The sequence below is a fragment of the Actinomycetospora flava genome, from assembly GCF_037400335.1.
Classification (GTDB): domain Bacteria; phylum Actinomycetota; class Actinomycetes; order Mycobacteriales; family Pseudonocardiaceae; genus Actinomycetospora; species Actinomycetospora flava.
Map to the genome: position 1 here is coordinate 144333 of NZ_JBBEGM010000014.1, position 24198 is coordinate 168530.

Below are 24198 nucleotides of genomic sequence, written 5' to 3' on the forward strand. Positions count from 1 at the left end.
GTCACGCCGGTCCACCCATGTCGTACCGGCTGCCGGTGGCCAGGAAGGCGAGGATGTCGGCGCGCGTCACGATGCCCGCCGGGCGCCCGTCGACGACCACCATGGCGCCGTCGCCGCCGCGCAGCGCCTCCACCGCCTTCGAGATCGGCTCGCTGCTCCCGAGGCTCGGCAGCGGGCGCGAGAGGTGGCGCTCGACGGGGTCGGTGAGCGAGGCCTGCCCGTTGAACACACGGTCGAGCAGGTCGCGGACGGTCACCGCGCCCCGCACCTCGGCGGCCATGACCGGCGGCTCGGCCTTGACGATCGGCATCTGCGAGACGCCGAACTCGCGCATGATCGAGACGGCGTCGGCGACGGTCTCGTTGGGGTGGCCGTGCACGAGGTCGGGCACCGAGCCGTCCTTGCGGCGCAGGACGTCGCCGACGGTCCACTCGGTCGTGTCGGGCGCGAGGAAGCCGTACGACGACATCCACTGGTCGTTGAAGACCGTGGACAGGTAGCCCCGGCCGCCGTCGGGCAGCAGCACGACGATGACGTCGTCGGGGCCGGCCTCGGCCGCCACCTTCGCGGCCGCGCACACCGCCATGCCGCACGAGCCGCCGACCAGCAGCGCCTCCTCGCGGGCCAGGCGCCGCGTCATGGCGAACGAGTCGCCGTCGGGCACGGCGACGATCTCGTCGCAGATGTCGCGGTCGTAGGTCGTCGGCCAGAAGTCCTCGCCGACGCCCTCGACGAGGTACGGGCGCCCGTCGCCGCCGGAGTAGACCGAGCCGACGGGGTCGGCGCCCACGATCCGGACCCGGCCATGCGAGGTCTCCTTGAGGAAGTGACCGGTGCCGGAGATGGTGCCGCCGGTGCCGACGCCCGCGACGAAGTGGGTGATCCGCCCCTCGGTCTGCTCCCAGATCTCGGGGCCGGTGGTGGCGACGTGCGAGGCGGGGTTCGCGGGGTTCGAGTACTGGTTGGGCTTCCAGCCGCCCTCGGTCTCGCGGGCGAGCCGGTCGGACACCGAGTAGTAGGACTCGGGGCTCTCGGGGTCCACCGCCGCGGGGCACACGACGACCTCGGCGCCGTAGGCGCGCAGCGCGTCCTGCTTGGCGACGCTGACCTTGTCGGGCACCACGAAGATGCAGTGGTAGCCGCGCTGCTGGGCGATGATCGCCAGCCCGATCCCCGTGTTGCCCGACGTCGGCTCCACGATCGTCCCGCCGGGCTTGAGCTCCCCCGACGCCTCGGCCGCGTCGATCATCTTCTCGGCGATGCGGTCCTTCACGCTGCCGCCGGGGTTGAAGTACTCGACCTTGGCGAGCACCAGCGGCGCGTCCGGGCCGGTCGGCACCACGTGGTTGAGACGGACCAGCGGGGTGTTCCCGACGAGGTCGGCGACGTGCTCGACGTAGCGCATGGGGTCAATCTTGCTGGTTCGCCGCGCCCCGCGCCGCTCTCCCCCACGGTCGTGCCGGGCGTCACGCTCGTGTCAGCGACGTGGCGTCGCTGTCATCCAGTGTCCGTATCGCCACGCGCTCGCCTCACGGTCGTAGGGTCGGCGGCATGGTCGCCCCTGGCCGCGAGGCCGTCATCGTGTCCGCCGTCCGCTCGCCCATCGGCCGCGCCCGCAAGGGCTCGCTCGCCGGGACGCGCCCGGACGACCTCACCGCGCAGGTGGTGCGCGCCGCGCTCGACGCAGTCCCGGCGCTCGACCCGACCGAGGTCGAGGACCTCCTGCTCGGCTGCGGCCTGCCCGGCGGCGAGCAGGGGCACAACCTCGCGCGCATCGTCGCCGTCGAGCTCGGCCTCGACCGGCTGCCCGGGGCGACGATCACCCGCTACTGCTCGTCGTCGCTGCAGACCGCGCGCATGGCCGCCCACGCCATCCGCGCCGGCGAGGGCGACGTCTTCCTCGCCGCCGGCGTCGAGACGGTGTCGCGGTTCGACAAGGGCAACTCCGACTCGCTGCCCGACACCCACAACCCGCTGTTCGCCGACGCCGAGCAGCGCACCGCCGACGTCGCCGCGGCCGGCGCGACCGAGTGGCACGACCCCCGCGCCGACGGCCTGTACCCCGACCCCTACATCGCGATGGGGCAGACCGCCGAGAACGTCGCGCTCGCCGAGGGCGTCACCCGCGAGGAGATGGACCGCTTCGCCCTGCGCAGCCAGCAGAACGCGGCGCGGGCGCAGTCGTCGGGGTTCTGGGCCCGCGAGATCACGCCGGTGCGCCTGCCCGACGGCTCGGTCATGGAGCACGACGACAGCCCCCGCCCCAGCACGACGTACGAGGCGCTCGCCGACCTCAAGCCGGTCTTCCGCCCCGACGGCCGCATCACCGCCGGCAACGCCTGCCCGCTCAACGACGGCGCCGCGGCGCTGCTGGTCATGTCCGCGGAGCGCGCCGACGCCCTCGGGATCACCCCGCTCGCGCGGATCGTGTCGACGGCCGTCAGCGCCCTGTCGCCGGAGATCATGGGGCTCGGGCCGATCGAGGCCTCGGCACGCGCCCTGGCCCGCGCCGGCCTGACCGTCGCCGACGTCGACCTCGTCGAGATCAACGAGGCCTTCGCCGCCCAGGTGATCCCGTCCGCCCGCGGGCTCGGGATGAGCGACGACGACATGGAGGCCAAGCTCAACGTGCACGGCGGCTCCATCGCCGTCGGGCACCCGTTCGGCATGACGGGCGCGCGCATCGCCACGACGCTGATCAACGGCCTGCGCACCCGCGACGCGACCCTGGGCCTCGAGACCATGTGCGTCGGCGGCGGGCAGGGCATGGCGATGGTGCTCGAGCGCCTGAACTGAGCGGGCGGATTTCCTGACGTTGAACGTCAGCGTGGCCGCCAGGCTGGAAGACCCCGCCGGCCCCGGAACGTGCGACGGCCCCTCCCTGCGAGTGCAGGAAGGGGCCGTCGTCTCGGGGAGGTGCTTACTCGCGGAAGTAACTGAGCAGGCGCAGGATCTCGATGTAGAGCCAGACCAGCGTGGTCATGAAGCCGAAGGCGAGGTACCACGCGAAGCGCGCGGGGACGCCGGCCTTGACCGCCTGGTCGGCCTGGTCGAAGTCGAGCATCAGCATGAACGCGCCGATGGCGATGCAGACCAGGCTGAAGATGATCGCCAGGGCGCCGCCGTCGCGCAGGCCCATGCCGCCGGGGACGAAGAAGCCCGCGACGAGGTTGGCCAGCATCAGCACGACCACGCCGATGGCCGCACCGATGACCATCTTGGTCAGGCGCGGCGTCACGCGGATGGCGCCGGTCTTGTAGACGACGAGCATGCCGATGAAGATGCCGAGCGTGCCCAGGATCGCCTGGACGCCGATGCCGGCGAAGCTCGAGCCGTTGGGCGAGGTCGCGAGGTTCTGGAACACCCCGGTGATCGCGCCGAGCGCCATGCCCTCGGCCGCCGAGTAGCCGAGCACCAGGAACTTGTTGGTGCTCTGCTTGAAGATGATGACGAGCGCCAGGACCAGGCCGACCACGAAGCCGAGCAGGCCCAGCACGTAGAGGCCGCTCCACGCGGTGGCGACGCCGACCGCGAGGGCGAGGACCACGTTGATCGCGGTCTTCTGGACCACGTCGTCCACGGTGAGCGGACGGTCGTCGGCCGCCGCCGTCGGCATCGGGCTGCCGCCCCCGCCGAACATGCCGCCCGCTCCGGCCATGCCGGCCGGGGCGTCGCCGAACCGCGCATACCCACCCGGTGAGGTGGGCAGGTTGCGGAACGCCGGGTTGCTGCTGGTGCGCACCTCTCGTCCTCCTCCTACGCGAAGCCGGCTCCGGTGGCGGGATGCCACCGACCGGTTCGACCGCGGACTGTCGTCCACCTGGTCCAACGACGGGCCGGGTGGATCGGTTCCCGCCTCGGTAAAAAGAACTTTACCGGATCGGCGATGAACACAGCGTGTCCGCTTCGCCCCGGGATGGGGCCCGGAGCGAAGTCTATCCGCCCGTTCGGAGGTACTGAGGGGGGTCGGAGGTGTCGGCCCGCGACGGGACGGGGCATGCTCCGGTGTCAGGACCTCGCAACCAGGGACGAGGAGGGTGTCGATGGTGGACTTCGGCAAGATGGTGGACAAGGCCAAGGACTGGGCCGGCGAGAACCCGGAGAAGGCCGACGGCTACGTGGACAAGGGCGCCGACGCCGTCGGGCAGCGCTTCGGCCACGAGGAGCAGGTCGACCAGGCCGGGGACAAGGCGAAGGAGTGGCTGCACGGCGGTCAGCAGGAGGGCCAGGCGCCCCCGCCTCCGCCGCCGGGCGAGGAGCCCCCGCGGCCCTGAGCCCGCCCGAGTCGAGCCCAGCAGAGACGACCACGGCCCGGTCCCGCACACGCGGGGCCGGGCCGTGGTCGGTCCTGGGGGGTCAGTTCCGGGTGACCGCCGCCGGCCCGTCCTCACCCTCGAGGCGGATCGCGAGCAGCACCGCGTCGTCACGCAGCCCGTCGACGCCCAGCATGCCGAGCAGCCGGTCGCACATCTCCTCGACGGGCATGTCGGACGGCTGCGCGGCCAGGGTGTCGGCGATGAGCTGGGTGCGGTCGTCCGGGTCGGCGCCGGGCGCCTCGATGAGTCCGTCGGTGTGCAGGACGAGCAGGTCACCCTTGCCGCAGTGCACCGAGGTCTCCTCGCGCGTGATCGCGCGGGTCGCCCCAATCAGCGGCGAGAGGTTGCCCGTGAGCAGCTCCACCGTGCCGTCGGCGCGGCGCAGCAGCGGGGGCGGGTGCCCGGCGTTGGAGTAGCGCAGCAGCCAGCCGCCGTCCTTCCCGTCCTGCGAGTCGCGCTCGAACCGCGCGTAGACGGCGGTGGCCATCGCGGCCATGCCCAGGCCCTGGACGACGTCGTCGCACCGGTCGACGACGTCCGCGGGCCCCAGGCCCTCCCACGCGTAGGAGCGCAGCACCCCGCGCAGCTCGCCCATGGCGGCGGCGGCGCGCAGGTCGTGGCCGACGACGTCGCCGACGGCGAGGCCCACGGCGCCGTCGGGCAGGCCGAGCATGTCGTACCAGTCGCCGCCGACCTGGGCGCCGTCGGTGGCGGCGAGGTACCGCGACGCGATCGACATGCCGGGCATGGCGGGCACCGCGGGCAGCAGGCTGCGCTGCAGCGTCTCGGCCGCCCCGTGCTCACGGGCGTAGAGCCGGGCGTTGTCCAGGGCGAGCCCGGCGCGGGCGGCGAGGTCGGCCGCGAGGTAGAGGTCGCGCTGCGAGTAGCGCCGGCCGTAGGGCAGCTCGGTGCCCAGCGTCAGCGACCCGAGCACCTGCCCGCGGGCGCGCAGCGGGACGACGATCGCCGAGCGCGGCCGCAGCGCCTCGTAGCGGCGCAGCAGCTCGGGCTGGTCGGCGATGCCCGCGGGGCGCACCGGCAGCTCCGCGAGCAGCGCGGGCGTGCCGGACGCGAGGGCCTCGCCGATGGGGTCGGTGCCGTCCTCGGTGGGGCTGACCCAGCGGCCGAGCCCGTTCACCTCGTCGACCTTGGACTCGTCGCGGTGGTTCGCCGCCGCGCGGCGCACCGTGGAGTTGCCGTCGGCGTCCTCGAGGAGGTCGACGCAGCAGAAGTCGGCCATCGCGGGCACGACGATGCCGGCGAGGGCCTCCGCCACACCCGTGGTGTCCAGGCTCGCCGACATCGCCGACGTCGACTCGGTGAGCAGGCGCAGCTGCTCCCGGGTCTCCTCGGCGGCCGCGAGCGCGGCGCGACGCTCGTTCTCGACCATCACGCGCTCGGTGACGTCGGCCTGGACGCCGACGAAGTTGACGACGCGGCCGCTGCCGTCGAGCACCGGCGTGATCGACACCTGGTTCCAGAAGGCGGTGCCGTCGCGGCGGTAGTTGAGGAGCACCTCGGTGATGGCGCGCTCCTCGGCCAGCGCCGTGCGGATGCGCGAGATCGAGGCCGGGTCGGTGTTCGGGCCCTGCAGGAAGCGGCAGTTGCGCCCCATGACCTCGTCGAGCTCGTAGCCCGTCAGCCGCGTGAACGCCGGGTTGACCCACACCAGCGGGTTCTGCTCGCGCGCCGGGTCGGAGATCGTGAACGACAGCTCGGTGGCCACCACCGCGCGGTCGCGCACCATCTCGAGGTGGCGCTGCGCGCCGGCGCCCGAGAGCTGCAGGAACACGACGAGCGCGAGGCGGCGCTGGTCCGCGTTCACCGCCTCCGAGAGCGGGAAGCCGGTGACCCACAGCAGGCGCCCCTCGGCCTCCTCGCGCTCCTCCTCGGTGGCGTCCGAGCCCCGCCGGGCGGCCTCGGCGACGGCGACGGGCTCGCCGGAGACCGGGATGCCCTGGGCGACCCGGGACAGGGGCGACGCCGTGTCGCGCATGGGGCGCCCGGACAGGTCGGTGAGTCCCGCCGCCTCGCTCCACGCGTCGATGTCGATCGGGAGGGTGGCCCGGCCGCCGGTCAGGCCGGCCGCCGAGTCGTTGGCGTAGGTGACCAGGCCCTGGCCCAGGTCGATGAGCGCGACCGCCGCCGGCGCGGTGTGCAGGACCGACGGGAGATCCGACTGGGCGAGCCCGTTCGTCGGGGCGACGCTGTCGCGGACGCGCTGGGCCTCGGCGGCGTAGTCGGCGCCCAGGTCGGGTGCCGGCTCGGGGATCTCGGTCGCCACCTCGCCGTGGTCGCCGTTCGTCCAGCCCGTCACCTGACGGAGCCTATCGGCCCCGTGCGGTCACCGGCCGGGGTGTGACACCCACGGGCGCGCGCGACGACGCGACGCGCCGACCGGTCGGGCGAAACAGAGGGTGTCGGGACACCCGGACGGGCGACGGGGGACGTGCTCACACCAGGAAGACCTCGCGGGGACCGGGGGCCGAGCCGTCGGGCAGTTCGCGGTCGCGTCCGGGACGGCCACCGAACGCTGCGCTGGCGGCCAGTTTACGAGCTTGCACCGTCTCCGACAGCGCGAGCTGGCGGGCCCGTCGCCACGGCACCTCCGCCGACTCCGGTCCGGCCCAGCTCCAGGCCTGGTCGAGCCAACGGACGAGGCGCACGCGGTAGGCGGCGCACACGATCTCCGCGGCGCGCCCGGCGGCCTCGTGGTCGTCGTCGCCGTCGCCGGACCAGGGCGCGAGCACGCACAGGCCGTGGGGGTCCTCGGCGAAGCCGACGATCTCGCTCAGGGCGGCGACGACGTCGGCCTCACGTCCGGCGAGGCCGGCGTCCGGGAGCCCGAGGCGGTGCCGGCGGACCTCCGCGACGCCCAGCGCCTCGTACGCCTCCTCGAGTTCGGCCTCGTCCGGGTCCACCGACGACTCGCCGGCCGGGTCGTCGTCCGCCGCGTCGTCCAGCCGCGCGAGCACCGAGGCCAGCGTGTCGGGGTCCGCGAGGTCGTCGGGGCGCACCACGAGGTCGCCGAGCGGCCGCTCCGGCTCGCGGGGTACCGCCAGCCCCTCGGGCGGGGTGCAGGTGCGGCCCGGGCCGTCGGTGAGCGCGAGGACGTCGACCGACGCGTGCCGCGCGGCGAGGCGGCGCAGCAGACCGCCGGCCGCGCGGATCTCGTCGCGCGGGTGGGGCGCGACGACGACGAGCCGCCGGCACGCGCGCAACGTCAGCGGGCGCAGCCCTTCGAGCTCGCGCCACGGCGGGCGTGCGCCCCCGGGCGCGGGGATCCGTCCCGACAGGTCCCCTTGGTCAGCCACGACGCTCACCTCCTCGCGCCGAGTCTCGCCGATCTTCTCGCCCGTTCGGAGCAGCTCCGGGGGGTCGGCGTCGAGCGGTCCGTCCGGGGCGTCCGAGCGGTCACGCACCATCCGACACGGCGACGCACCGACCGCTCTTCGCGCAGCGCTGCGACGGGCGGGTGACGGGACGGCGACCCGAGGAGGTGCCGTCGGTGACGCCCCGGCGTCCCGCACGCGGACAAGGGGCCAACAGGGGTGAGACTCCGGGGCAGCGGGGGGACAGCGGAGGGACACCGTGCCCCCGGTGGGACTCGAACCCACACTGCGGCGATTTTAAGTCGCCTGCCTCTGCCGATTGGGCTACGGGGGCCAGGAGTCGACACCCTAGCCGGAGGGCCGCCGCGGAGAGGCCGGTTCCAGGCCGGCGGCCAGCGCGGCGTCGGCGAGGACGTCCTCGAGCATCGCCGGGGTCAGCCGTCCGGTGAAGGTGTTCTGCTGGCTGACGTGGTAGCTGCCGAACAGCTCGAGCGGGGCCGCCTCGGATGAGGCCGCCGCCAGCGTCACGCGCGCCGCGTGCCCGAACGCCGGACGCGGCTTCGGGACGATCCAGCCGGGGTGCCCGCCCGCGGGATCCGGGGTCGCGAGCACCGGCAGCAGGGCCTGCCACCCGAAGCCCCCGAGCACGACGACGGCGCGCACGGTGTCGCGGAGCAGGGCGAGCTCCCGCGCGAGCCAGGGGCGGCAGCGGTCGCGCTCGGCGGGGGTCGGCTTGTTCTCGGGCGGGGCGCAGCGCACCGGGGCGGTGATGCGGGTGCCGAACAGTTCGAGGCCGTCGCCGATCGCCACCGACGTCGGCTGGGACGCGAGCCCGACGGCGTGCAGCGCGGCGTAGAGGACGTCACCGCTGCGGTCGCCGGTGAACATGCGCCCGGTCCGGTTGGCGCCGTGCGCGGCCGGCGCCAGGCCAACGATCAGCAGCCGCGCGTCGGTCGCCCCGAAGCCGGGGACCGGCCGGCCCCAGTAGGTCTCGTCGCGGAAAGCGGCGCGCTTGGTGGCCGCGACCTCCTCGCGCCACGCGACGAGCCGCGGGCAGGCGCGGCACTCGGCGACGGCGGCGTCGAGCGCGGCCAGATCGGCCACCGTGTCAGCGGTTCCAGGCACCCCAGGCCTCCCGTGCGGCGAGCACGGCCACCACCGCGGACACCGCGGGCGCGGCCACCGAGGGGGCGACGGCGGTGCTCGCGAGCAGGTCGACCCCGGAGGCCGCGACGAGCACCGCGGACAGCGCGACCACGAGCACCGGCGGGGCGGCGGGCCCCACCCGCGGGTCGCGGTCGGCGCCCTCGCGCCGGGACGCCCGCGCGTCGAGGGCGACCAGCACCGGCAGCGCCACGGCCGCGGCGAGGCCGAGCAGGCCGCCGACCAGGGTCTCCCCCGGGCGCGCCGGGGCCAGCGCGTCGAGGACGGCGTCGACCGCGCTGTACACGGCGAGGATCACGAACGACACGGTCATCGCGCGGACGGCGCGGTGCTCGCGGAGCGCGGGGTCGCCCGCGAACTGCCAGCGCACGGGCAGGGCGGCGCCCAGCGAGATCGCGAGGTGCGCGGCGAACGCCGCCACGCTCGGCAGCGTCGGCCCGTTGCCCAGCAGCCACGCGGCGACCGCGAGCACCGTGGTGTGCACGACCGTCACGGCCACCAGGGCCCGCACCCGCCGGGCCAGCACCAGCGCCGCCAGCGGCAGCACGCCCGCGCCGCGCGGGTCCGCGGGTCGCGCCGTCACCGTTGCGTCACCGGGTCTCACCAGCGGGCGGCGAGCGCCCGCGCGATCCCGTCGAGGATGTCGTGCTCGGAGATCACCAGCTCGGTGACGCCGGCGCGCTCGGCCAGCTCGTCGGCGAGCACGCGCATCACCAGCGACCCGCCGCCGATGACGTCGACGCGGCCCGGGTGCATCGGGCCCAGCGCGGCCCGCTGCTCGCGCGGCATCCCTTCGAGGCGCCGGGCGGTGGCGCGCACGTCGTCGAGCCCCAGCCGCGAGAGGTGGATGCGCTCGGGGTCATAGGTGCGCAGGTCCATGGCCACGGCCGCGAGCGTGGTCGCCGTGCCCGCGACCGCCACCCAGGTCTGGACGTCCTCGACGGCCACCGCGGCGAACGCCGGCGCGAGCGTGGCGCGCGTGAACTCCTCGGCCTCGGCGGTCTGCTCGGCGCTCGGCGGGTCGTCGTGCAGGAACTTCTCGGTCAGCCGCACACAGCCGACGTCGGTCGAGCGGGCGCCCGTGACCTCCGCCGCCACGGCGTCCCAGGTGCCGGTGACGAGCTCGGTGGACCCGCCGCCGACGTCGGCGACGACGAACGGGCCCTCGTCGGGGTCGAGGTCGGCGACGGCGCCGGCGAACGACAGCCGTGCCTCCTCGTCGCCGGTGATGATGTCGGCGTCGACGCCGATGACCTCGCGGACCGCGCCGAAGAACTCCTCGCGGTTCTCCGCGTCGCGCGTCGCCGAGGTGGCGCACACGCGGACGGTGTCCGGGCCGACCGCGACGCCGTGGCGGCGGAGCATCTCGGCGTACGCCCCGAGGGCCTCGCGCGTGCGGGCCAGCGACTCGGGCGCCAGGCGGCCGGTGGCGTCGACGCCCTGGCCGAGGCGGTTGATGCGCATCTCCCGGTGGACGTCGCGCAGCCACGCCGACCCGTCCTCGCGGACCGTCACGTCGGCCACCAGCAGGCGGATCGAGTTGGTCCCGCAGTCGACGGCCGCGACCCGTGGCATGGGCGCTCCCTGCACCAGACGTGTCCCGGGGGACCGGGCTGGGGACGACGCTAGCGAGGTCTCCCCCGCCGTGCCCGGCGCGGGGGCGTGATGTGGCCGGACCGGTCGCCGGACGCCCCCGGCGGGAGGGGCCGTCCGGCGACCGGTCCGCGGGCGCGGGCCCGTCGGGCCGCCACGACAGGGCGCCATACGGCGGGTCGCCACCCGGTGCGCGGCGGGCCGTCCGCACCGTCGCGCTGTGCCGGTCGGGGGAACCGGCTCCACCATCCTGGGGTGCGAGGGGCCGGACGATCAATCTGGGAGCGGGGTCGTGACCGGGCCAGGGGTCAGGTCCACCGTTCCGTGGCGGACAGGCCACGGTGCGTGCGTCCCGCTCGGGTGCTGCCGTCGCCGTGTGGGGCTGGTGGTGTCAGCCCGAGGGGTCGCGGTGTGCCGTCCCGACGCAGGGCCCGGCGTGCCACCAGTCGTCCAGACGGTCGAGCGTCTCGTCCCCGGCGGGGTTCACGCCCCGCCCGCGGGCCAGCGTGTGGGCGACGTGGACGTGCAGGCACTTCACCCGCTCGGGCATGCCGCCGGCGCTGACGTCGGTGCCGAGCGACTCGATCGCGTTCCGCTCGGCGAGGTAGTCGGCGTGCGCGGTCGCGTACCGGGCGGCGAAGTCGGGGTCGGTGGCGAGCCGGTCGGTCTGCTCGCGCATGAGCCCGTCGGCCTCGAGCGTGCCGACCCGCGAGGTCAGCCGCGGGCAGGTCGCGTACCAGAGCGTCGGGAACGGCGTGCCGTCCTCGAGGCGCGGGGCGGTCTCGACGACGTCGGGCAGCCCGCACGGGCAGCGGTGCGCCACGCGCCGCAGCCCGCGGGGACGCCGGCCGATCTGGGCGGCGACCGCGGCGCGGTCGTCCTCGGTGGGGGTGTCGCTCACGGGGTGTCGCTCACAGGGCGGTGCTCACGGGGTGGTGCCCAGCGTCGTCCGCGCCACCCGGGAGTACCAGGGCAGCTCCGCCTCCTCGGGCGGCAGGCCGGCGCGCGGGTCGGTGTCGCGGGCGTCGCGCGGGTTGCCGGCGTCGCCCGGGAGCTGCACGCGGTAGGGAACCTCGCCGGGGCGCGCGTAGCCGAGGCGCTCGCGGGCCAGGGCCTCGACGTGCGCGGGGTCGCGCAGGGCCGCGCGCTCGTCGGTCAGCGAGCGGACGTCGCCGGCGAGGCGCTCCTGCTCGGCGGCGACGGCGGCGAGCTCGTGGCGCTGGGTGACGTAGTTGCGCAGCGGCACCGCCACGGTCAGCGCCACCGCGCACACGACCACGGCGAGCACCGCCGCGCGCCGCGCGGTCGAGAGCCCGAGGGCGCCGCCGGTGGCCTGGGCGGCGCGGCGGGCGCGCGCGGCGGCGGCCGCGGTGCCGGTGGGGACGCGCAGCGGGCGCCGGCGCACGACCCGCTGCGGGTCGCGGCGGGGTCCCTGACGCGCGCGGGTGCGGGCGGGCGACGACTTGGTCGTCCCGGACCGCTCGCTCCCGCGACCACCCCGCCGCCCGCGCCCGCGCCCCACGCCGGACCGCCCCGTCGAGCGGTCGGCGGGGCCGTCGGAGGTGTCGCGGTCGGCGGGGGGCACGGGGCTCAGGCGTCCGGGTCGAAGCGCGGGAAGGCCAGGTCGCCGGCGTAGCGCGCGGCGTCGCCGAGGGCCTCCTCGATGCGCAGGAGCTGGTTGTACTTCGCGACGCGCTCGGAGCGTGCCGTGGCGCCGGTCTTGATCTGCCCGCAGTTCGTGGCGACGGCGAGGTCGGCGATCGTCGTGTCCTCGGTCTCGCCGGAGCGGTGGCTCATCATGCAGCGGTAGCCGTACTGCTGGGCGAGGCTGACCGCGTCGAGCGTCTCCGAGAGCGTCCCGATCTGGTTGACCTTCACGAGCAGGGCGTTGGCGGCGCGCCGCTCGATGCCCTCCTCGAGGCGCTCGATGTTGGTGACGAACAGGTCGTCGCCGACGATCTGGATGCGGTCGCCGATGTCGCCGGTGAGCTTCGTCCAGCCCTCCCAGTCGTCCTCGGAGAGCGGGTCCTCGATGCTGACCAGCGGGTACGCGTCGAGCAGCTCGCCGTAGTACGAGCTCATCTGGGCGGCGCTGCGGGTCTCGCCCTCGAAGGTGTAGACGCCGTTGGAGAAGAACTCGCTCGCCGCCACGTCCAGGGCCAGCACGATGTCGCGGCCGGGCGTGTACCCGGCGTCGCGGATCGCGGCCATGATCAGGTCGAGCGCCTCGCGGTTGTTGGGCAGCGACGGCGCGAAGCCGCCCTCGTCGCCCAGGCCCGTCGAGAGACCCTGCTTCTTGAGCACCTTCTTCAGCGCCTGGTAGACCTCCGCGCCCCAGCGCAGGGCCTCGCGGAAGGACTCGGCGCCGATCGGCGCGATCATGAACTCCTGCACGTCGACGCCCGAGTCGGCGTGGGCGCCGCCGTTGAGGATGTTCATCATCGGCACCGGGAGCACGTGGGCGTTCGGGCCGCCGATGTAGCGGAAGAGGTCGAGCTCGGCGGACTCCGCGGCGGCGCGGGCCACGGCGAGGCTCACGCCCAGCAGGGCGTTCGCGCCGAGCCGCGACTTGTCCGGCGTGCCGTCGAGGTCGATGAGCTTCTGGTCGACGACGCGCTGCTCGGCGGCGTCGATGCCGACGAGGCCGGGACCGATCTCGTCGAGGACGCCCGCGACCGCCCGCTCCACGCCCTTGCCGAGGTAGCGGGAGTCGTCGCCGTCGCGCAGCTCCACCGCCTCGTGCTCACCCGTGGACGCCCCGGAGGGCACCGCGGCGCGGGTCAGCGTGCCGTCGTCGAGCGCCACCTCGACCTCGACCGTGGGCGTGCCCCGCGAGTCGAGGATCTCCCGTGCGCCGACCTGCTCGATGACCGCCACGGACCATGCCTCCGAATGCTGGATCGCTTCACCGCGCCCCGGGGCACGGCACGTCGCCCGCATCGTAGACGTCGCCGCAGACCCGATCGGGCGCGCCACGCACGGGAGCGGTCCGCGCCCGGGAACCCTCGCGCCGTTCCGTGACGCGGCCTACGGTGGCAGGGATGTCCGCCGCGCAGCCCGAACCCGCCGAACCGGACCCTCGGGCCTCCGCGGTGGACGAGTTCCGCCGGGCCGAGGACCTCCTCGAGCGCCGGCGCCCGCTCGACGCCCTCAAGCTCCTCGCCCCGCTGCTGGAGACCGAGCACGCCGCCGCGTCGGTGCACCTGCTCGCCGCGCGCGCCTTCCTCGCGTCCGCACAGTTCCGGCGCGCCGAGGAGGGATTCCTGCGCGTGCTGGAGCTCGACCCGTCGGACCACTACGCGCGCTTCGCGCTCGGGCGCACGCTGCAGCGTCAGAGCCGGCTCGCCGAGGCGCGCACGCAGCTGCGGATGGCGGCGGCGATGGACCCGCGCCCGGAGTACCAGGAGGCCCTGGGCGAGGTCAGCGCCACGATCGCCCTGCGCTCGGACCGCGCCGGCGGGGCGTGATCGACGGAAGATTTCGGACGTTCAGTGTCAGCATCCTGTTGAGCACGCCGATAGGGCCACGTCGCTGACACGGAGCTAGCCCTGGCTGGCGCGGGCGTACTGGTCGGCGGCGGCGTAGACGCGGCGGCCGTACTCGTCGGAGTTGTTGTACGACAGCACCGCCGAGCGCCAGCCCGGGCCGGTCGCGAGGTCGCGGTCGTTGGCGCAGAGGTAGCGCCCGGCGGCGAGGGCGGCGTCGTCGATGTTGTTCGGGTCCGCGACGCCGTCGCCGTTGCCGTCGGAACGCCACTTCGCCCACGTCGACGGGATGAACTGCAGCGGGCCGACGGCGCGGTCGAGGGCCGCGTCACCGTCGAGGACGCCGCCGTCGGTGTCGCCGATCGTCCGGTTGCCGCCGGTGCCGTCGAGCGGGACGCCGATGATCCGCGGGGTCACGTCGCCGTTGTCGGCGATCGCCGCGCCCCGGTAGCGCCCGTGGTTGGACTCGATGCGCGCGAGGCCGGCGATGGTGACCCACGACAGGTTGCAGTCGGGCTGCTCGCGTTTCACGGCCTGGTCGGCGACGCCGTAGGCCTGCAGCGCGCGGGCGGGGACGTCGACGCGGCTCGCGATGCCCTCCGACCAGCTCGCCAGCGACGTCTGCTGCCCGCCGCCCCCGGCCGACGGGATCGGGGCGAGCGCGTCGGGCTGGGCGACCGTGCCGAGCTGCACCGGCGCGGGCGCGACCTCGAGCGCCGGGATCTCCTCGGCGCCCGCGTCCTCGCGCCCGAACTCGCCCTGGCGGTTGACCAGCAGGACGGTCGCGGCCACCGCCAGGAGCAGGACGACCACGAGGCCCAGCCGCCCGAGGACCGCGAGCCGGCGCCGCGGCGGCGCCGGGGTCTCGTCGGCGCCCCCGTCGGCACCCTCGGTCGCGCCGCTGCGCACCGTCGAGCGGCGCGGCGCGGGCTGGCGATCGCGGGAACCCGGGGTGCGATCGGTCGGCGCGCTCATCCTGCGGGAGATTACGCGGCGGTAGACAGCGCTCTCGGCTCACCCGGGCGGCTCAGCCCTCCAGGACCGTTCGGCCCCAGTAGTCGCCGTCGCCGAGCCCCGCGGGCACCGCGAAGACCGCCGACCCGGTGTGGTCGATGTACTCCATCATCTTGTCGAAGCGGGCCAGCTGGCTCTGCATCGGCACGAACTGACGGTGCGGGTCGCGCATGAACGCGACGAAGAACAGGCCGGCGTTGAGGTGCCCGAGCCCGTCCGAGCCGTCGACGAAGTTGTAGCCGCGCCGCAGGATCCGCGCGCCGCCGTTGTTCTGCGCCGACGCCAGGCGGATGTGCGCGTCGGTCCCGATCGGCGAGTCCGGCGCCAGGTTCGGGACGTCGAACTCCTGCGCCTGCCCGATCGGCGCGCCCACGCCCTTGGTGCGCCCCGTCAGCGACTCCTGCTCGGACAGCGACGTACGGTCCCAGGTCTCGACGTGCATCGAGATCCGGCGCGCGACGAGGTAGGTGCCGCCCGCCATCCACGGCGGACCCTGCTGCGGCGGCACCCACACGTGCTCGTCGAGCAGCGCGCCCTCCTCGGCCTTGAGGTTGTTGGTGCCGTCCTTGAAGCCGAAGAGGTTGCGGTGGGTCTGCTGGGCGGTCGACGTCGACGACGTCCGCCCGAACCCGAGCTGCGACCAGCGCACCGCCGTCGTCCCGAACCCCGTGCGCACGAGGTTGCGCACGGCGTGCACGGCGACCTGCGGGTCGTTGGCGCACGCCTGCAGGCACAGGTCGCCGCCGGAGAACGCCGGGTCGAGCTGGTCCTGCTGGAACGGCGGGAGGTCGGCGAGCTCGGGCGGGCGCGGGATGCCGAGCTTGTCGAGCAGGGTCCCGCCGATCCCGAACGTGATCGTCAGCGCGGCCGCGGGCAGGCCGAGCGCCTCGCCGGTGTCGCTCGGCGGGGCCTCCGGGTTGCGGTTCACGGCCCCGCCGGGCGCCGCCTCGGCCCCCGCGGTCATCCGCTCCGCCGCCGTCGTCCAGCGCTGCAGGAGGCTGATCACCGCCCGGCGGTCGGTCGTCGTCAGGTCCAGGGCGACGAAGTGCAGCCGGTCCTGGGCCGGGGTGACGATCCCCGCCTGGTGCGGGCCGCGGAACGGGACGACGCCGCCCGACGGGTCGGGCGGCGCCTCCTGGGCGGACTCGCCGGCCGCGAAGCCGGCGACCGCACCTGCTCCGGCCAGGGCGGCCCCGGCGCCGGTCCATCCGAGGAGCCGGCGCCGGGACACACCCCCTCCGATACCGCGGAGTCCCGAGCGGGTCATGCAGTCCTTTCCGTCACGTGGTCACCAGGCCGGCGACCTGGCTGACCGGCTCGCCGAGAGCGTCGACCGCCTGCGTCATCTGCTGCTTGTCCTGCTCGGTCAGCTGCGTGTAGAGCACGTACCCGTCACCGGAGCGGTACCGCTCGAGGAGCGCGTCGACGTCGGCGAAGCGCTGGTCGAGTGTCGGGCCGAGCGCCGGGTCGCGCTGGTCGATCGCCGGGCGCAGCGCGGCGACCGCCGCCTGCGAGCCGTCCACGTTGGCGCGGAAGTCCCACAGGTCGGTGTGCGAGTAGCGGTCCTCCTCGCCGGTGATCTTGCCGGTGGCGACCTCGTCGAGCAGCTCCTTGGCGCCGTTGGCCAGCTGCACCGGGGTGAGCTGCACGGTCGCGGCGCGGGTCTGCAGGTCGCGCAGGTCGGCCATCAGCTGGTCGCCCATCGCCGCCGAGTCCGGCTGCAGGCCGGTGACCCACAGGTCCTTCTCCAGGCGGTGGTAGCCGGTCCACGCCACGCCCGGGTCGCGCTCGTCGTCCTCGCGGCCGTCGACGCGCGGGTCGATGTCGCCGAACGACTCGGCCACGGGCTCGATGCGCTCCCAGTAGGTGCGCGAGACGGGGAAGAGCGCCTTGGCCTGCTCGACGTTGCCGGCCTTGATCGCGTCGACGAACTCCTGGGTGCGCGCGATGCCGGCCTCGATCTGCGAGTTCGTGTAGCGCTGGTAGCCCGCGACCGCCGAGGCGAGCAGCGCGTCCTGGCTGGTCGAGCCCGCGGTGTTGCCGGTGACCGTGAACGGCGCGCGGATGCCGTCGCCGACCATGCCGGGCTTGCAGGCCGTCGTGTACTGCCCGCCCTGCGGGACCTCGACGATCAGCTGGCGCGACAGCCCCGGCCCGATGTTCTCGACCTCGCCGATGATCCGGTCACCGGTGCCGTAGACGTAGAACTCGGTGATCTTCGTGCCGGTGTTCTGCACGGCGAACGAGATGTTGCCGGCGGGCGCCTCGGTCGCGGAGACCTCGCAGGCGGTGTCGGACGCGCGGACCGAGATGGGCCCGCCCTGTCCGCCCTGGCCCTGGGGCGGGGGCGCGGTGCTCGTGCACGCGGCGAGCGCGAGCATCGCGAGGGCCGCTCCGACCAGCATGGTCGAGCTCCGCTTCGCTCCGTCTCCGGAAGCGAGGATCCTGCGGGACATCGTTCTCCTCCAGGGGGCGCGCGGCGGTGCACGCCGGCTTCGTCCAGGGTTTCGGGGGGTCAGGCCGCCGTGTCGGCCGTGTCGGTGGAGCCGCCCGACGTCGCGGCGGGCCCGCTCGGGGCGTCGTCGCGGCGGCGGGGCCTGCGCACGAAGAGCGTCAGCACGATCGCGACGTAGAGCACCCACACCACGGCCTCGAGGACCGTGGTCTGCGGGGAGAAGTTGAAGACGCCCTTGAGCAGGACGCCGTACCAGGAGTCGGCCGGCACGGCGGCGCTGACGTCGAAGGCCAGGGTGTTCAGGCCGGGGAGGATGCCGGCCTCCTGCAGGTCGTGGACGCCGTAGGCGAGGATGCCCGCCGCGACGAACACGAGCAGCACGCCCGTGACCGTGAAGAACTTCCCGAGGTTGAGCTTCACCGCGCCGCGGTAGATCAGGTACGCGAGCGCGATGGCGATCGCGATGCCGATGAGGAACCCGATCAGCGGGCCGGTGGTCTCCCCCGCGGCCTGCGCCGCCGCGAAGAAGAAGACGGCCGTCTCGAGGCCCTCGCGCCCGACCGCCAGGGCCGCCATGAGGACGACCGCGACGGATCCCATCGCGATCGCCTTCTCCAGGCCGCCCTCGAGCTCCGCGGCGATCGTGCGGCCGACGCGGCGCATCCAGAAGATCATCCAGGTCACGAAGCCGACCGCGATGATCGACAGCGAGCCGCCGAGCGCCTCCTGGGCCTCGAACGTCAGCGCCTGCTGGGACAGGGTCAGCGCGAGGGTGACGCCGACGCTCACGGCGATCGCCACGCCGACGCCGAGCCAGACCTTCGGCAGCTCGCGCCGTCGGTCGGTCCGGACCAGGAACGCCACGAGGATGCTGACGACGAGGGAGGCCTCCAGCCCCTCGCGCAGCCCGATCAGGGCGTTCCCCAGCATGGCGTCCTCTCGGGCGTCGCTCAGGTGATCCTCACCTGCTGTGAGGTGAGGCTAGCCTGGCTACGCCGGACGACGGAAGAACGCGCGGTCGTGATCACAGAAAGTGACCGAAATGTCCGTTTCCTGACGCGGACCTCACGCCGGCCAGTGCCGGCGCCACCCCGCGTCGTCGAGCGCCGTCGGGTCCTCGCCCGCGGCACGGGCGGCCGCCTCGGCACCCCGCACGCGCCGCGCCAGCTCGGCGGCGGTCGCGCGGAGGTCTCCCTCGGGGTCGGCGTGGGCCGCGGCGGCGGTGTAGAGCGGGTCGTCCGAGGCGGCGGCGAGGAGGTCGTCGGGGACCCCGGCCCGACGGGACCGGGAGAGGTACTTCGCCACCAGCGCCGCCGCGGGCTGGGCCCGGGCGACGCCGTCGAGGGCCGAGTCGCGGCGCTTCTCGACGGCCTTGAGCTCCTCCCAGCGGACCTGCTGCTCGCCAGGAGTCATCACAGCCCCGGTGATCGTCTCGCCGTCGCCGAAGACGTGCGGGTGGCGGCTGACGAGCTTGGCGACGAGCTCGCCCGCGACGGCGTCGATCCCGAACGGGTCGGCCGCGTCCTCCTGCGCGATCCGAGCGTGGAAGAGCACCTGGAGCAGGACGTCGCCGAGCTCCTCGCGCACCGCGACGCGGTCGTCGTCGGAGACGGCGTCGTAGAGCTCGTAGGTCTCCTCGACGAGGTAGCGCAGCAGCGAGGCGGGGGTCTGCGCGGCGTCCCAGGGGCAGCCGCCGGGCGAGCGCAGGCGGTCCATGACCCGGACGGCCTCGAGGAGCTCGGCGCCGGGCGGTCCGTTCACCCCGGGCACGAGCTCGACGACGGTGCCCTTCTCGGGTATCTCCGGGCCGACCGCGCCCAGCTCGCGGGCGAAGGCGTCGGCGACGTCGGCGGGGAGGTCGGGGTGCAGCCGCACCTGGTCGGCGGCCGCGACCGTGCGCACCGCCGCGGCGGGCAGGACCGCGCCGAGCCGGGGGTCGACGGTGACGGTCTGCCGCCCGCTCACGGGGTGGCGGCGCTGACCGGGGTGACGACGCCGACCGCCCCCGGGTTGTCGACCACGTCGAGCTGCGTCGGGTCCCACGCGCCGTAGCGGGGGCTGACCGTCACGCCCTGCTCGAGCGCGAGCGGCTGGAGCTGGCGCAGCCCGAAGCCGAACATGGTGTCGTCGTCGACGGCGCTCGCGGGCGTGATGCCGGGTCCCGGCGGCGGCGCGTCGAGGGTGCGCTCGCGGACGTGGATCACCGACCACGGGCCCTGCGCCGGGTCCTGGCCGCGGGACTGCGAGGACCCGCCCGGCGTGATCGTCACCGTGCCGGCGGGCAGGCCGAACAGCAGCGACGACGCCGACGACCGGATGCCGCCGCCCTGGTCCTGGCCCGGGCGCAGCGTCAGCCCGTTGGCCCCGGCGCCCTGCTGGCCGAACAGCTGCGGCGCGCGCGACGGGTCGGCGGCCACCCGGCGCGCGAGGGCCTCGGCCGACGCGCGGTCGGGGGCGGTGGCGTAGTCGATGGTGACCGAGAGGCGGTCGAAGACCTCGCGGCCGATGTCGCCGGCGGCGAGCTGGTCGGCGACGAGCCCGCGGATCGTCGCCGGGTCGAACCCGCTGCCCTGCGCCGCCGCCTCGGCACCGCCGGCGCGTGCGAGCGCCGCGTCGACCCGCTGCGGCGCGACGACGATCCCGTCGCGGCGCGACTGCTCGGCGATCAGCTCGTGGAGCACCCGGACCGTGACCAGCCGCCGCGACTCCTGCGCGAGCAGCTGCGGCGGGATCGGCGCGCCGGGCGCGATGCCCTGCTGCGCGGCCTGCTGGTCGACGGCGATCCGCAGGTCCGGGACCGCCGTCCGCAGATTGCTCTGGATCTCGTCGATCGGGATCACGGTGTTCCCGACGATCGCGGCCGCGCCGGCGCGCTCGGGTCCGGTCCCGCACCCGGCGAGGACGAGGAGTGCCACGACGACCGAGGCGACCAGTGCAGACAGGCGACGCACGGGCGTCACCTTCTCACCCGCCCGGCCGCGGCCCGCACGCCGCCCGGCTGATCGGGGCCCGTGTGCTGCAGCCAACGTCCTATCGGCGTGCTCAACTGGACGTTCGCTGCTTCTCGGCGCTCGACGTCCGCGTTCGCCCGCCGCCTCCGGTGATCAAGGGCGACGCCATGCACGCCGTCGACGTCCCGAGGTGCATGAGGACGCCCGTGATCACCGGGGCGGGGCGGTCAGGTCGCCGCGGCCGCCGGCTCCGGGAAGAGCTGCCCGAACAGTTGCTCGCACCACGCCAGCAGCGCCAGGTCGCGCAGCGGCGCCGCGCCCATGCGCACCGGGCCCTTGCCGTCGGAACCCTCGACGGGCCGGGGCAGCGACAGCGTCCGCGAGGCCGCCTTGTACTGCGCGCGCGGGTGCAGGCGCCGCAGGCGCATCTGCATCGACTCGGGCAGGTCGACGGGCGCGAAGCGGATCTGGTTGCCCTGCCCCGCGACCTCGGTGATCCCGTGGCGCCGGCACGCCTGGCGGAACGCGGCGACGGCGAGCAGGTTGGTCACCGGCGTCGGCGGCTCGCCGTAGCGGTCGACGAGCTCCTCGCGCACCGCGTCGAGCGCGGCGGCGTCGCCCGCCTCGGCGATCTTGCGGTAGACGTCGAGGCGCAGGCGCTCGGTGTCGACGTAGTCGTGCGGCACGTGCGCGTCGATCGGGAGGTCGACGCGGACCTCGGCGAGCGGCTCGTCGCCGCCCCCGGCGTCGGTGTGCGCCTTGAACGCCTCGACGGCCTCGCCGACCAGGCGCACGTAGAGGTCGAAGCCGACGCCCGCGATGTGGCCGGACTGCTCGGCGCCGAGGATGTTGCCGGCACCCCGGATCTCGAGGTCCTTCATCGCGACCGCGGTGCCCGCCCCGAGCTCGGAGTGCTGGGCGACGGTGGCGAGGCGGTCGTGCGCGGTCTCGGTGAGCGGCTGGTCGGCCGGGTAGAGGAAGTACGCGTAGCCCCGCTCGCGCCCGCGGCCCACACGCCCGCGCAGCTGGTGGAGCTGGGAGAGCCCGAGGGTGTCGGCGCGCTCGGCGATCAGGGTGTTGGCGTTGGAGATGTCCAGGCCGTTCTCGACGATCGTCGTGCACACGAGCACGTCGTGCTCGCGCTCCCAGAACTCGTTGACGGTGCGCTCGAGCCGCTCCTCGGCCATCTGCCCGTGCGCGGTGGCGATGCGCGCCTCGGGCACGAGCCGGCGCAGGCGCGCGGCGGCGTCGTCGATCGAGCTGACGCGGTTGTGGATGTAGAAGACCTGCCCGTCGCGCAGCAGCTCACGCCGGATCGCCGCGGCGACCTGCTTCTCCTCGTAGGCGCCGACGTAGGTCAGCGTCGGGTGCCGCTCCTCGGGCGGGGTGAGGATCGTCGACATCTCGCGGATGCCGGCGAGGCTCATCTCGAGCGTGCGCGGGATCGGCGTCGCCGACATCGACAGCATGTCGACGTGCGCGCGCAGGCCGGTGATGTGCTCCTTGTGCTCGACGCCGAAGCGCTGCTCCTCGTCGATGATCACCAGCCCGAGGTCCTTCCACGCCACCCCGGTCTGCAGCAGACGGTGGGTGCCGACGACGACGTCGACGCTCCCGTCGGCGAGGCCGCGCAGGATGCCGTCGACCTCCTTGGCCGGGGTGAACCGCGAGAGCCCCTTCACCGTGATCGGGAAGTTGTGCATGCGGTCGGTGAACGTCTGCAGGTGCTGCTGGGCGAGCAGCGTCGTCGGCACCAGCACCGCGACCTGCTTGCCGTCCTGCACCGCCTTGAACGCCGCGCGCACCGCGATCTCGGTCTTGCCGTAGCCGACGTCGCCGGAGATGACGCGGTCCATCGGGACCGCCTTCTCCATGTCCGCCTTGACCTCGTCGATCGCCGACGCCTGGTCGGGCGTCTCCGTGAACGGGAACGCGTCCTCCATCTCCCGCTGCCACGGGGTGTCGGGCGCGAACGCGTGCCCCGGCGCGGACTGGCGCGCCGCGTAGAGCTGCACCAGCGACGCCGCGATGTCGCGGACGGCCTTGCGCGCCTTCGACTTGGTCTTCGACCAGTCCGAGCCGCCGAGCTTGTTCAGCGTCGGCAGCTCGCCGCCGACGTAGCGGCTGACCTGGTCGAGCTGGTCGGTGGGCACGAACAGCCGGTCGGAGGCCTGGCCGCGCTTGGAGCTCGCGTACTCCAGCACCAGGTACTCGCGGGTGGTGCGCGCGGGGCCGGTGCCGGTGGTGCGCTGGGTCATCTCGACGAACTTGCCGATGCCGTGCTGGGCGTGGACGACGTGGTCGCCGGGCTGCAGCGTCAGCGGGTCGACGGCGTTGCGGCGCTTGACCGGCGCGCGCTTGACCGTCCCCTCGGTGCCCGCGCGGGTGCCGGTGAGGTCGGACTCGGTGACGATGACCAGGGACGTCCCGCCCGCCGTGACGCCGTCGGCGAGCGACCCGCGCGTGATCGTCACGACGCCGGGCTCGGGCGCGGCGAGCAGGCCCTCGTCGGCGAGCTGCACCGGCACCTCGTGCTCGCGCAGCTGCTCGGCGGCGCGCTGGGCGGTGCCCGCGGCGGGCACGACGAGCACGCCGGTGCCCCCGGCCGCGGCCAGGGCGCGCAGGTCGGCGGCGGCGCGCGGGATGTCGCCGCGGTAGGCCTCGACCGCCGTGAACCCGGGCCGCAGCACCCGGGCGCCGTCGCGGGTGTGGGAGTCGTCCTCGACGTCGGGGTCGGTGGCGAGGCTCGAGAGCGTCCACCAGGGCCGGCCGGCCTTCGCCGCGACCGCGCGCACGTCGCCGAGGTCGCGGTACGCCGAGGCGCCCAGGTCGATCGGGGCGCGCCCGTCGGTGCCGTCGGCGGCGGCGAGCCAGGACGCCTCGAGGAACTCCTGGCCGGTGCGCACGAGGTCGGCGGCGCGGGTGAGCACGCGCTCCGGGTGGCAGACGAGCACGTGCCCGCCGGCCGGCAGCAGCTCGGGCAGCAGCGCGAGCTCGGGCGTCTCGCCGTCGCCGCCGAGCAGCGCCGGGATCAGCGACTCCATGCCCTCGGACGGGATGCCCTCGGCGACGCGGGTGAGCAGCTCGCCGAGCGCCTTGTCCTTGCTGTGCTCGGCGGCGAGCTCGGCGGCGCGGGCGCGCACCGTCCCGGTGAGCAGCAGCTCGCGGCACGGCGGCGCGACGACCTCGGCCGGGCGGGAGTCGGGGCCCTCGCCGGGCAGGGAGCGCTGGTCGGCGACGGAGAAGCAGCGCAGCTCCGACACCTCGTCGCCCCAGAACTCCACGCGCACCGGGGCCACGGCCGTCGGCGGGAAGAGGTCGACGATGCCGCCGCGCACCGCGAACTCGCCGCGCTTCTCGACCATCTCCACGCGCGCGTACGCGAGGTCGACCAGGCGGGCGGTGAGCGCCTCGAGCTCGTACTCGGTGCCCTCCGCGAGGCGCACCGGCTCGAGGTCGCCGAGCCCGGGCACGACCGGCTGGATGAGGCTGCGCGTCGCCGCGACCACCACGCGCAGCGGGACGTCCGGGGTGTCGTCGGCCTCGGGGTGGGCCAGGCGGCGGAAGACGGTGACGCGCCGGCCGACGGTGTCCGCCCGCGGGGAGAGGCGCTCGTGGGGCAGCGTCTCCCAGCTCGGCAGGTAGGCGACGGTGTCGGACCCGAGCAGCTCGCCGATCGCGCCGGCCAGCTCCTCCGCCTCGCGCTCGGTCGCGGTGACCACGAGCAGCGGGACGCCGGCGCCCCCCTCGGCGGCGAGCGCGGACGCCACGAAGGGGCGCAGGCCCGTGGGCCCCTCGACCGCCGCGTCACGCCCGGCGGCGGCGACGATCTCCTGCAGGCCGGGGTCGGCCAGCACGGGAGCCAGCAGGGGCGCGAGGAGCGCTGAA

Annotated in this window: 20 protein-coding genes and 1 tRNA gene; 3 read left to right on the forward strand and 18 right to left on the reverse strand. The window is 74.8% G+C overall.

The genetic code is table 11. From position 1 onward, the window contains the following. Position 1 precedes the first annotated feature (1 nt). Complete coding sequence (locus tag WCD58_RS27705) at positions 2-1405, reverse strand: cystathionine beta-synthase (RefSeq protein WP_337706334.1); 1404 nt, start codon at positions 1403-1405, stop codon at positions 2-4. Positions 1406-1551: 146 nt separating this feature from the next. On the opposite strand from WCD58_RS27705, the gene WCD58_RS27710 reads away from it, so the two are divergent. Further along, positions 1552-2796, forward strand: a complete 1245-nt coding sequence (locus WCD58_RS27710) for an acetyl-CoA C-acetyltransferase (protein WP_337706335.1) — start codon at positions 1552-1554, stop codon at positions 2794-2796. Between the two features lie 124 nt (positions 2797-2920). Here WCD58_RS27710 and WCD58_RS27715 read toward each other — a convergent pair whose 3' ends face one another. Further along, positions 2921-3742 carry a Bax inhibitor-1/YccA family protein gene (locus WCD58_RS27715; RefSeq protein ID WP_337706336.1) on the reverse strand — a complete coding sequence of 274 codons (822 nt, stop codon included), beginning with the start codon at positions 3740-3742 and terminating at the stop codon, positions 2921-2923. 301 nt (positions 3743-4043) lie between these two features. On the opposite strand from WCD58_RS27715, the gene WCD58_RS27720 reads away from it, so the two are divergent. Continuing rightward, on the forward strand, positions 4044-4274 hold the full coding sequence (locus WCD58_RS27720) for an antitoxin (protein WP_337706337.1): 231 nt from the start codon (positions 4044-4046) through the stop codon (positions 4272-4274). 82 nt (positions 4275-4356) lie between these two features. Here WCD58_RS27720 and WCD58_RS27725 read toward each other — a convergent pair whose 3' ends face one another. The 9 genes from WCD58_RS27725 to eno all read right to left on the reverse strand — a co-directional run bounded on the left by WCD58_RS27725 (position 4357) and on the right by eno (position 13282). Then, positions 4357-6633 (reverse strand): SpoIIE family protein phosphatase, encoded by a 2277-nt coding sequence (locus WCD58_RS27725; protein WP_337706338.1) that lies wholly within the window; start codon positions 6631-6633, stop codon positions 4357-4359. A gap of 136 nt (positions 6634-6769) precedes the next feature. Beyond that, positions 6770-7630, reverse strand: a complete 861-nt coding sequence (locus WCD58_RS27730; RefSeq protein ID WP_337706339.1) for a PIG-L deacetylase family protein — start codon at positions 7628-7630, stop codon at positions 6770-6772. 278 nt (positions 7631-7908) lie between these two features. Beyond that, positions 7909-7982, reverse strand: a tRNA-Leu gene (locus WCD58_RS27735). A gap of 14 nt (positions 7983-7996) precedes the next feature. Continuing rightward, positions 7997-8752: a uracil-DNA glycosylase gene (locus WCD58_RS27740; RefSeq protein ID WP_337706340.1), complete on the reverse strand. Its 756-nt coding sequence runs from the start codon at positions 8750-8752 to the stop codon at positions 7997-7999. Positions 8753-8756: 4 nt separating this feature from the next. Beyond that, the gene (locus tag WCD58_RS27745; protein ID WP_337706341.1) at positions 8757-9395 is read right to left on the reverse strand and encodes a hypothetical protein; all 639 of its coding nucleotides are present in this window, start codon (positions 9393-9395) and stop codon (positions 8757-8759) included. Positions 9396-9412: 17 nt separating this feature from the next. Then, the gene (locus tag WCD58_RS27750) at positions 9413-10387 is read right to left on the reverse strand and encodes a Ppx/GppA phosphatase family protein (RefSeq protein ID WP_337706342.1); all 975 of its coding nucleotides are present in this window, start codon (positions 10385-10387) and stop codon (positions 9413-9415) included. A 409-nt stretch (positions 10388-10796) separates the two neighbouring features. After that, positions 10797-11306: a DUF501 domain-containing protein gene (locus WCD58_RS27755; RefSeq protein WP_337706343.1), complete on the reverse strand. Its 510-nt coding sequence runs from the start codon at positions 11304-11306 to the stop codon at positions 10797-10799. A 24-nt stretch (positions 11307-11330) separates the two neighbouring features. Then, complete coding sequence (locus WCD58_RS27760; protein ID WP_337706344.1) at positions 11331-11990, reverse strand: FtsB family cell division protein; 660 nt, start codon at positions 11988-11990, stop codon at positions 11331-11333. Between the two features lie 5 nt (positions 11991-11995). Then, the gene (gene eno, locus WCD58_RS27765) at positions 11996-13282 is read right to left on the reverse strand and encodes a phosphopyruvate hydratase (RefSeq protein ID WP_337706345.1); all 1287 of its coding nucleotides are present in this window, start codon (positions 13280-13282) and stop codon (positions 11996-11998) included. 164 nt (positions 13283-13446) lie between these two features. On the opposite strand from eno, the gene WCD58_RS27770 reads away from it, so the two are divergent. Continuing rightward, positions 13447-13872 carry a tetratricopeptide repeat protein gene (locus WCD58_RS27770; protein WP_337706346.1) on the forward strand — a complete coding sequence of 142 codons (426 nt, stop codon included), beginning with the start codon at positions 13447-13449 and terminating at the stop codon, positions 13870-13872. A gap of 75 nt (positions 13873-13947) precedes the next feature. Here the strand turns inward: WCD58_RS27770 and WCD58_RS27775 are convergent, their stop codons facing one another. The 7 genes from WCD58_RS27775 to mfd form a co-directional block, all read right to left on the reverse strand. Beyond that, entirely contained in the window at positions 13948-14865 is a 918-nt protein-coding gene (locus WCD58_RS27775) for a lytic transglycosylase domain-containing protein (RefSeq protein WP_337706347.1), read from the reverse strand. A 52-nt stretch (positions 14866-14917) separates the two neighbouring features. Continuing rightward, positions 14918-16171, reverse strand: coding sequence for an iron uptake transporter deferrochelatase/peroxidase subunit (gene efeB / locus WCD58_RS27780; protein ID WP_337706348.1), 1254 nt, complete (start codon positions 16169-16171; stop codon positions 14918-14920). Positions 16172-16184: 13 nt separating this feature from the next. Continuing rightward, on the reverse strand, positions 16185-17309 hold the full coding sequence (gene efeO, locus WCD58_RS27785) for an iron uptake system protein EfeO (protein ID WP_337706350.1): 1125 nt from the start codon (positions 17307-17309) through the stop codon (positions 16185-16187). 110 nt (positions 17310-17419) lie between these two features. Beyond that, positions 17420-18289, reverse strand: a complete 870-nt coding sequence (gene efeU, locus WCD58_RS27790) for an iron uptake transporter permease EfeU (protein WP_337706351.1) — start codon at positions 18287-18289, stop codon at positions 17420-17422. A gap of 135 nt (positions 18290-18424) precedes the next feature. Further along, positions 18425-19324 (reverse strand): nucleoside triphosphate pyrophosphohydrolase, encoded by a 900-nt coding sequence (locus WCD58_RS27795; protein ID WP_337706352.1) that lies wholly within the window; start codon positions 19322-19324, stop codon positions 18425-18427. Continuing rightward, positions 19321-20310 (reverse strand): hypothetical protein, encoded by a 990-nt coding sequence (locus WCD58_RS27800; protein WP_337706353.1) that lies wholly within the window; start codon positions 20308-20310, stop codon positions 19321-19323. Before WCD58_RS27800 ends, WCD58_RS27795 begins: the two co-directional genes overlap by 4 nt. A gap of 227 nt (positions 20311-20537) precedes the next feature. Beyond that, the gene (mfd, locus tag WCD58_RS27805; RefSeq protein ID WP_337706354.1) at positions 20538-24167 is read right to left on the reverse strand and encodes a transcription-repair coupling factor; all 3630 of its coding nucleotides are present in this window, start codon (positions 24165-24167) and stop codon (positions 20538-20540) included. Positions 24168-24198 lie beyond the last annotated feature (31 nt).

Bases quoted from the DNA above. Each gene is read 5' to 3' on its own strand.
- WCD58_RS27775 (WP_337706347.1), bottom strand. From the start codon at position 14,865: ATGAGCGCGCCGACCGATCGCACCCCGGGTTCCCGCGATCGCCAGCCC.
- efeU (WP_337706351.1), bottom strand. From the start codon at position 18,289: ATGCTGGGGAACGCCCTGATCGGGCTGCGCGAGGGGCTGGAGGCCTCC.
- WCD58_RS27705 (WP_337706334.1), bottom strand. From the start codon at position 1,405: ATGCGCTACGTCGAGCACGTCGCCGACCTCGTCGGGAACACCCCGCTG.
- efeO (WP_337706350.1), bottom strand. From the start codon at position 17,309: ATGCTGGTCGGAGCGGCCCTCGCGATGCTCGCGCTCGCCGCGTGCACG.
- WCD58_RS27720 (WP_337706337.1), top strand. From the start codon at position 4,044: ATGGTGGACTTCGGCAAGATGGTGGACAAGGCCAAGGACTGGGCCGGC.
- WCD58_RS27750 (WP_337706342.1), bottom strand. From the start codon at position 10,387: ATGCCACGGGTCGCGGCCGTCGACTGCGGGACCAACTCGATCCGCCTG.
- efeB (WP_337706348.1), bottom strand. From the start codon at position 16,171: ATGACCCGCTCGGGACTCCGCGGTATCGGAGGGGGTGTGTCCCGGCGC.
- WCD58_RS27710 (WP_337706335.1), top strand. From the start codon at position 1,552: ATGGTCGCCCCTGGCCGCGAGGCCGTCATCGTGTCCGCCGTCCGCTCG.
- WCD58_RS27770 (WP_337706346.1), top strand. From the start codon at position 13,447: ATGTCCGCCGCGCAGCCCGAACCCGCCGAACCGGACCCTCGGGCCTCC.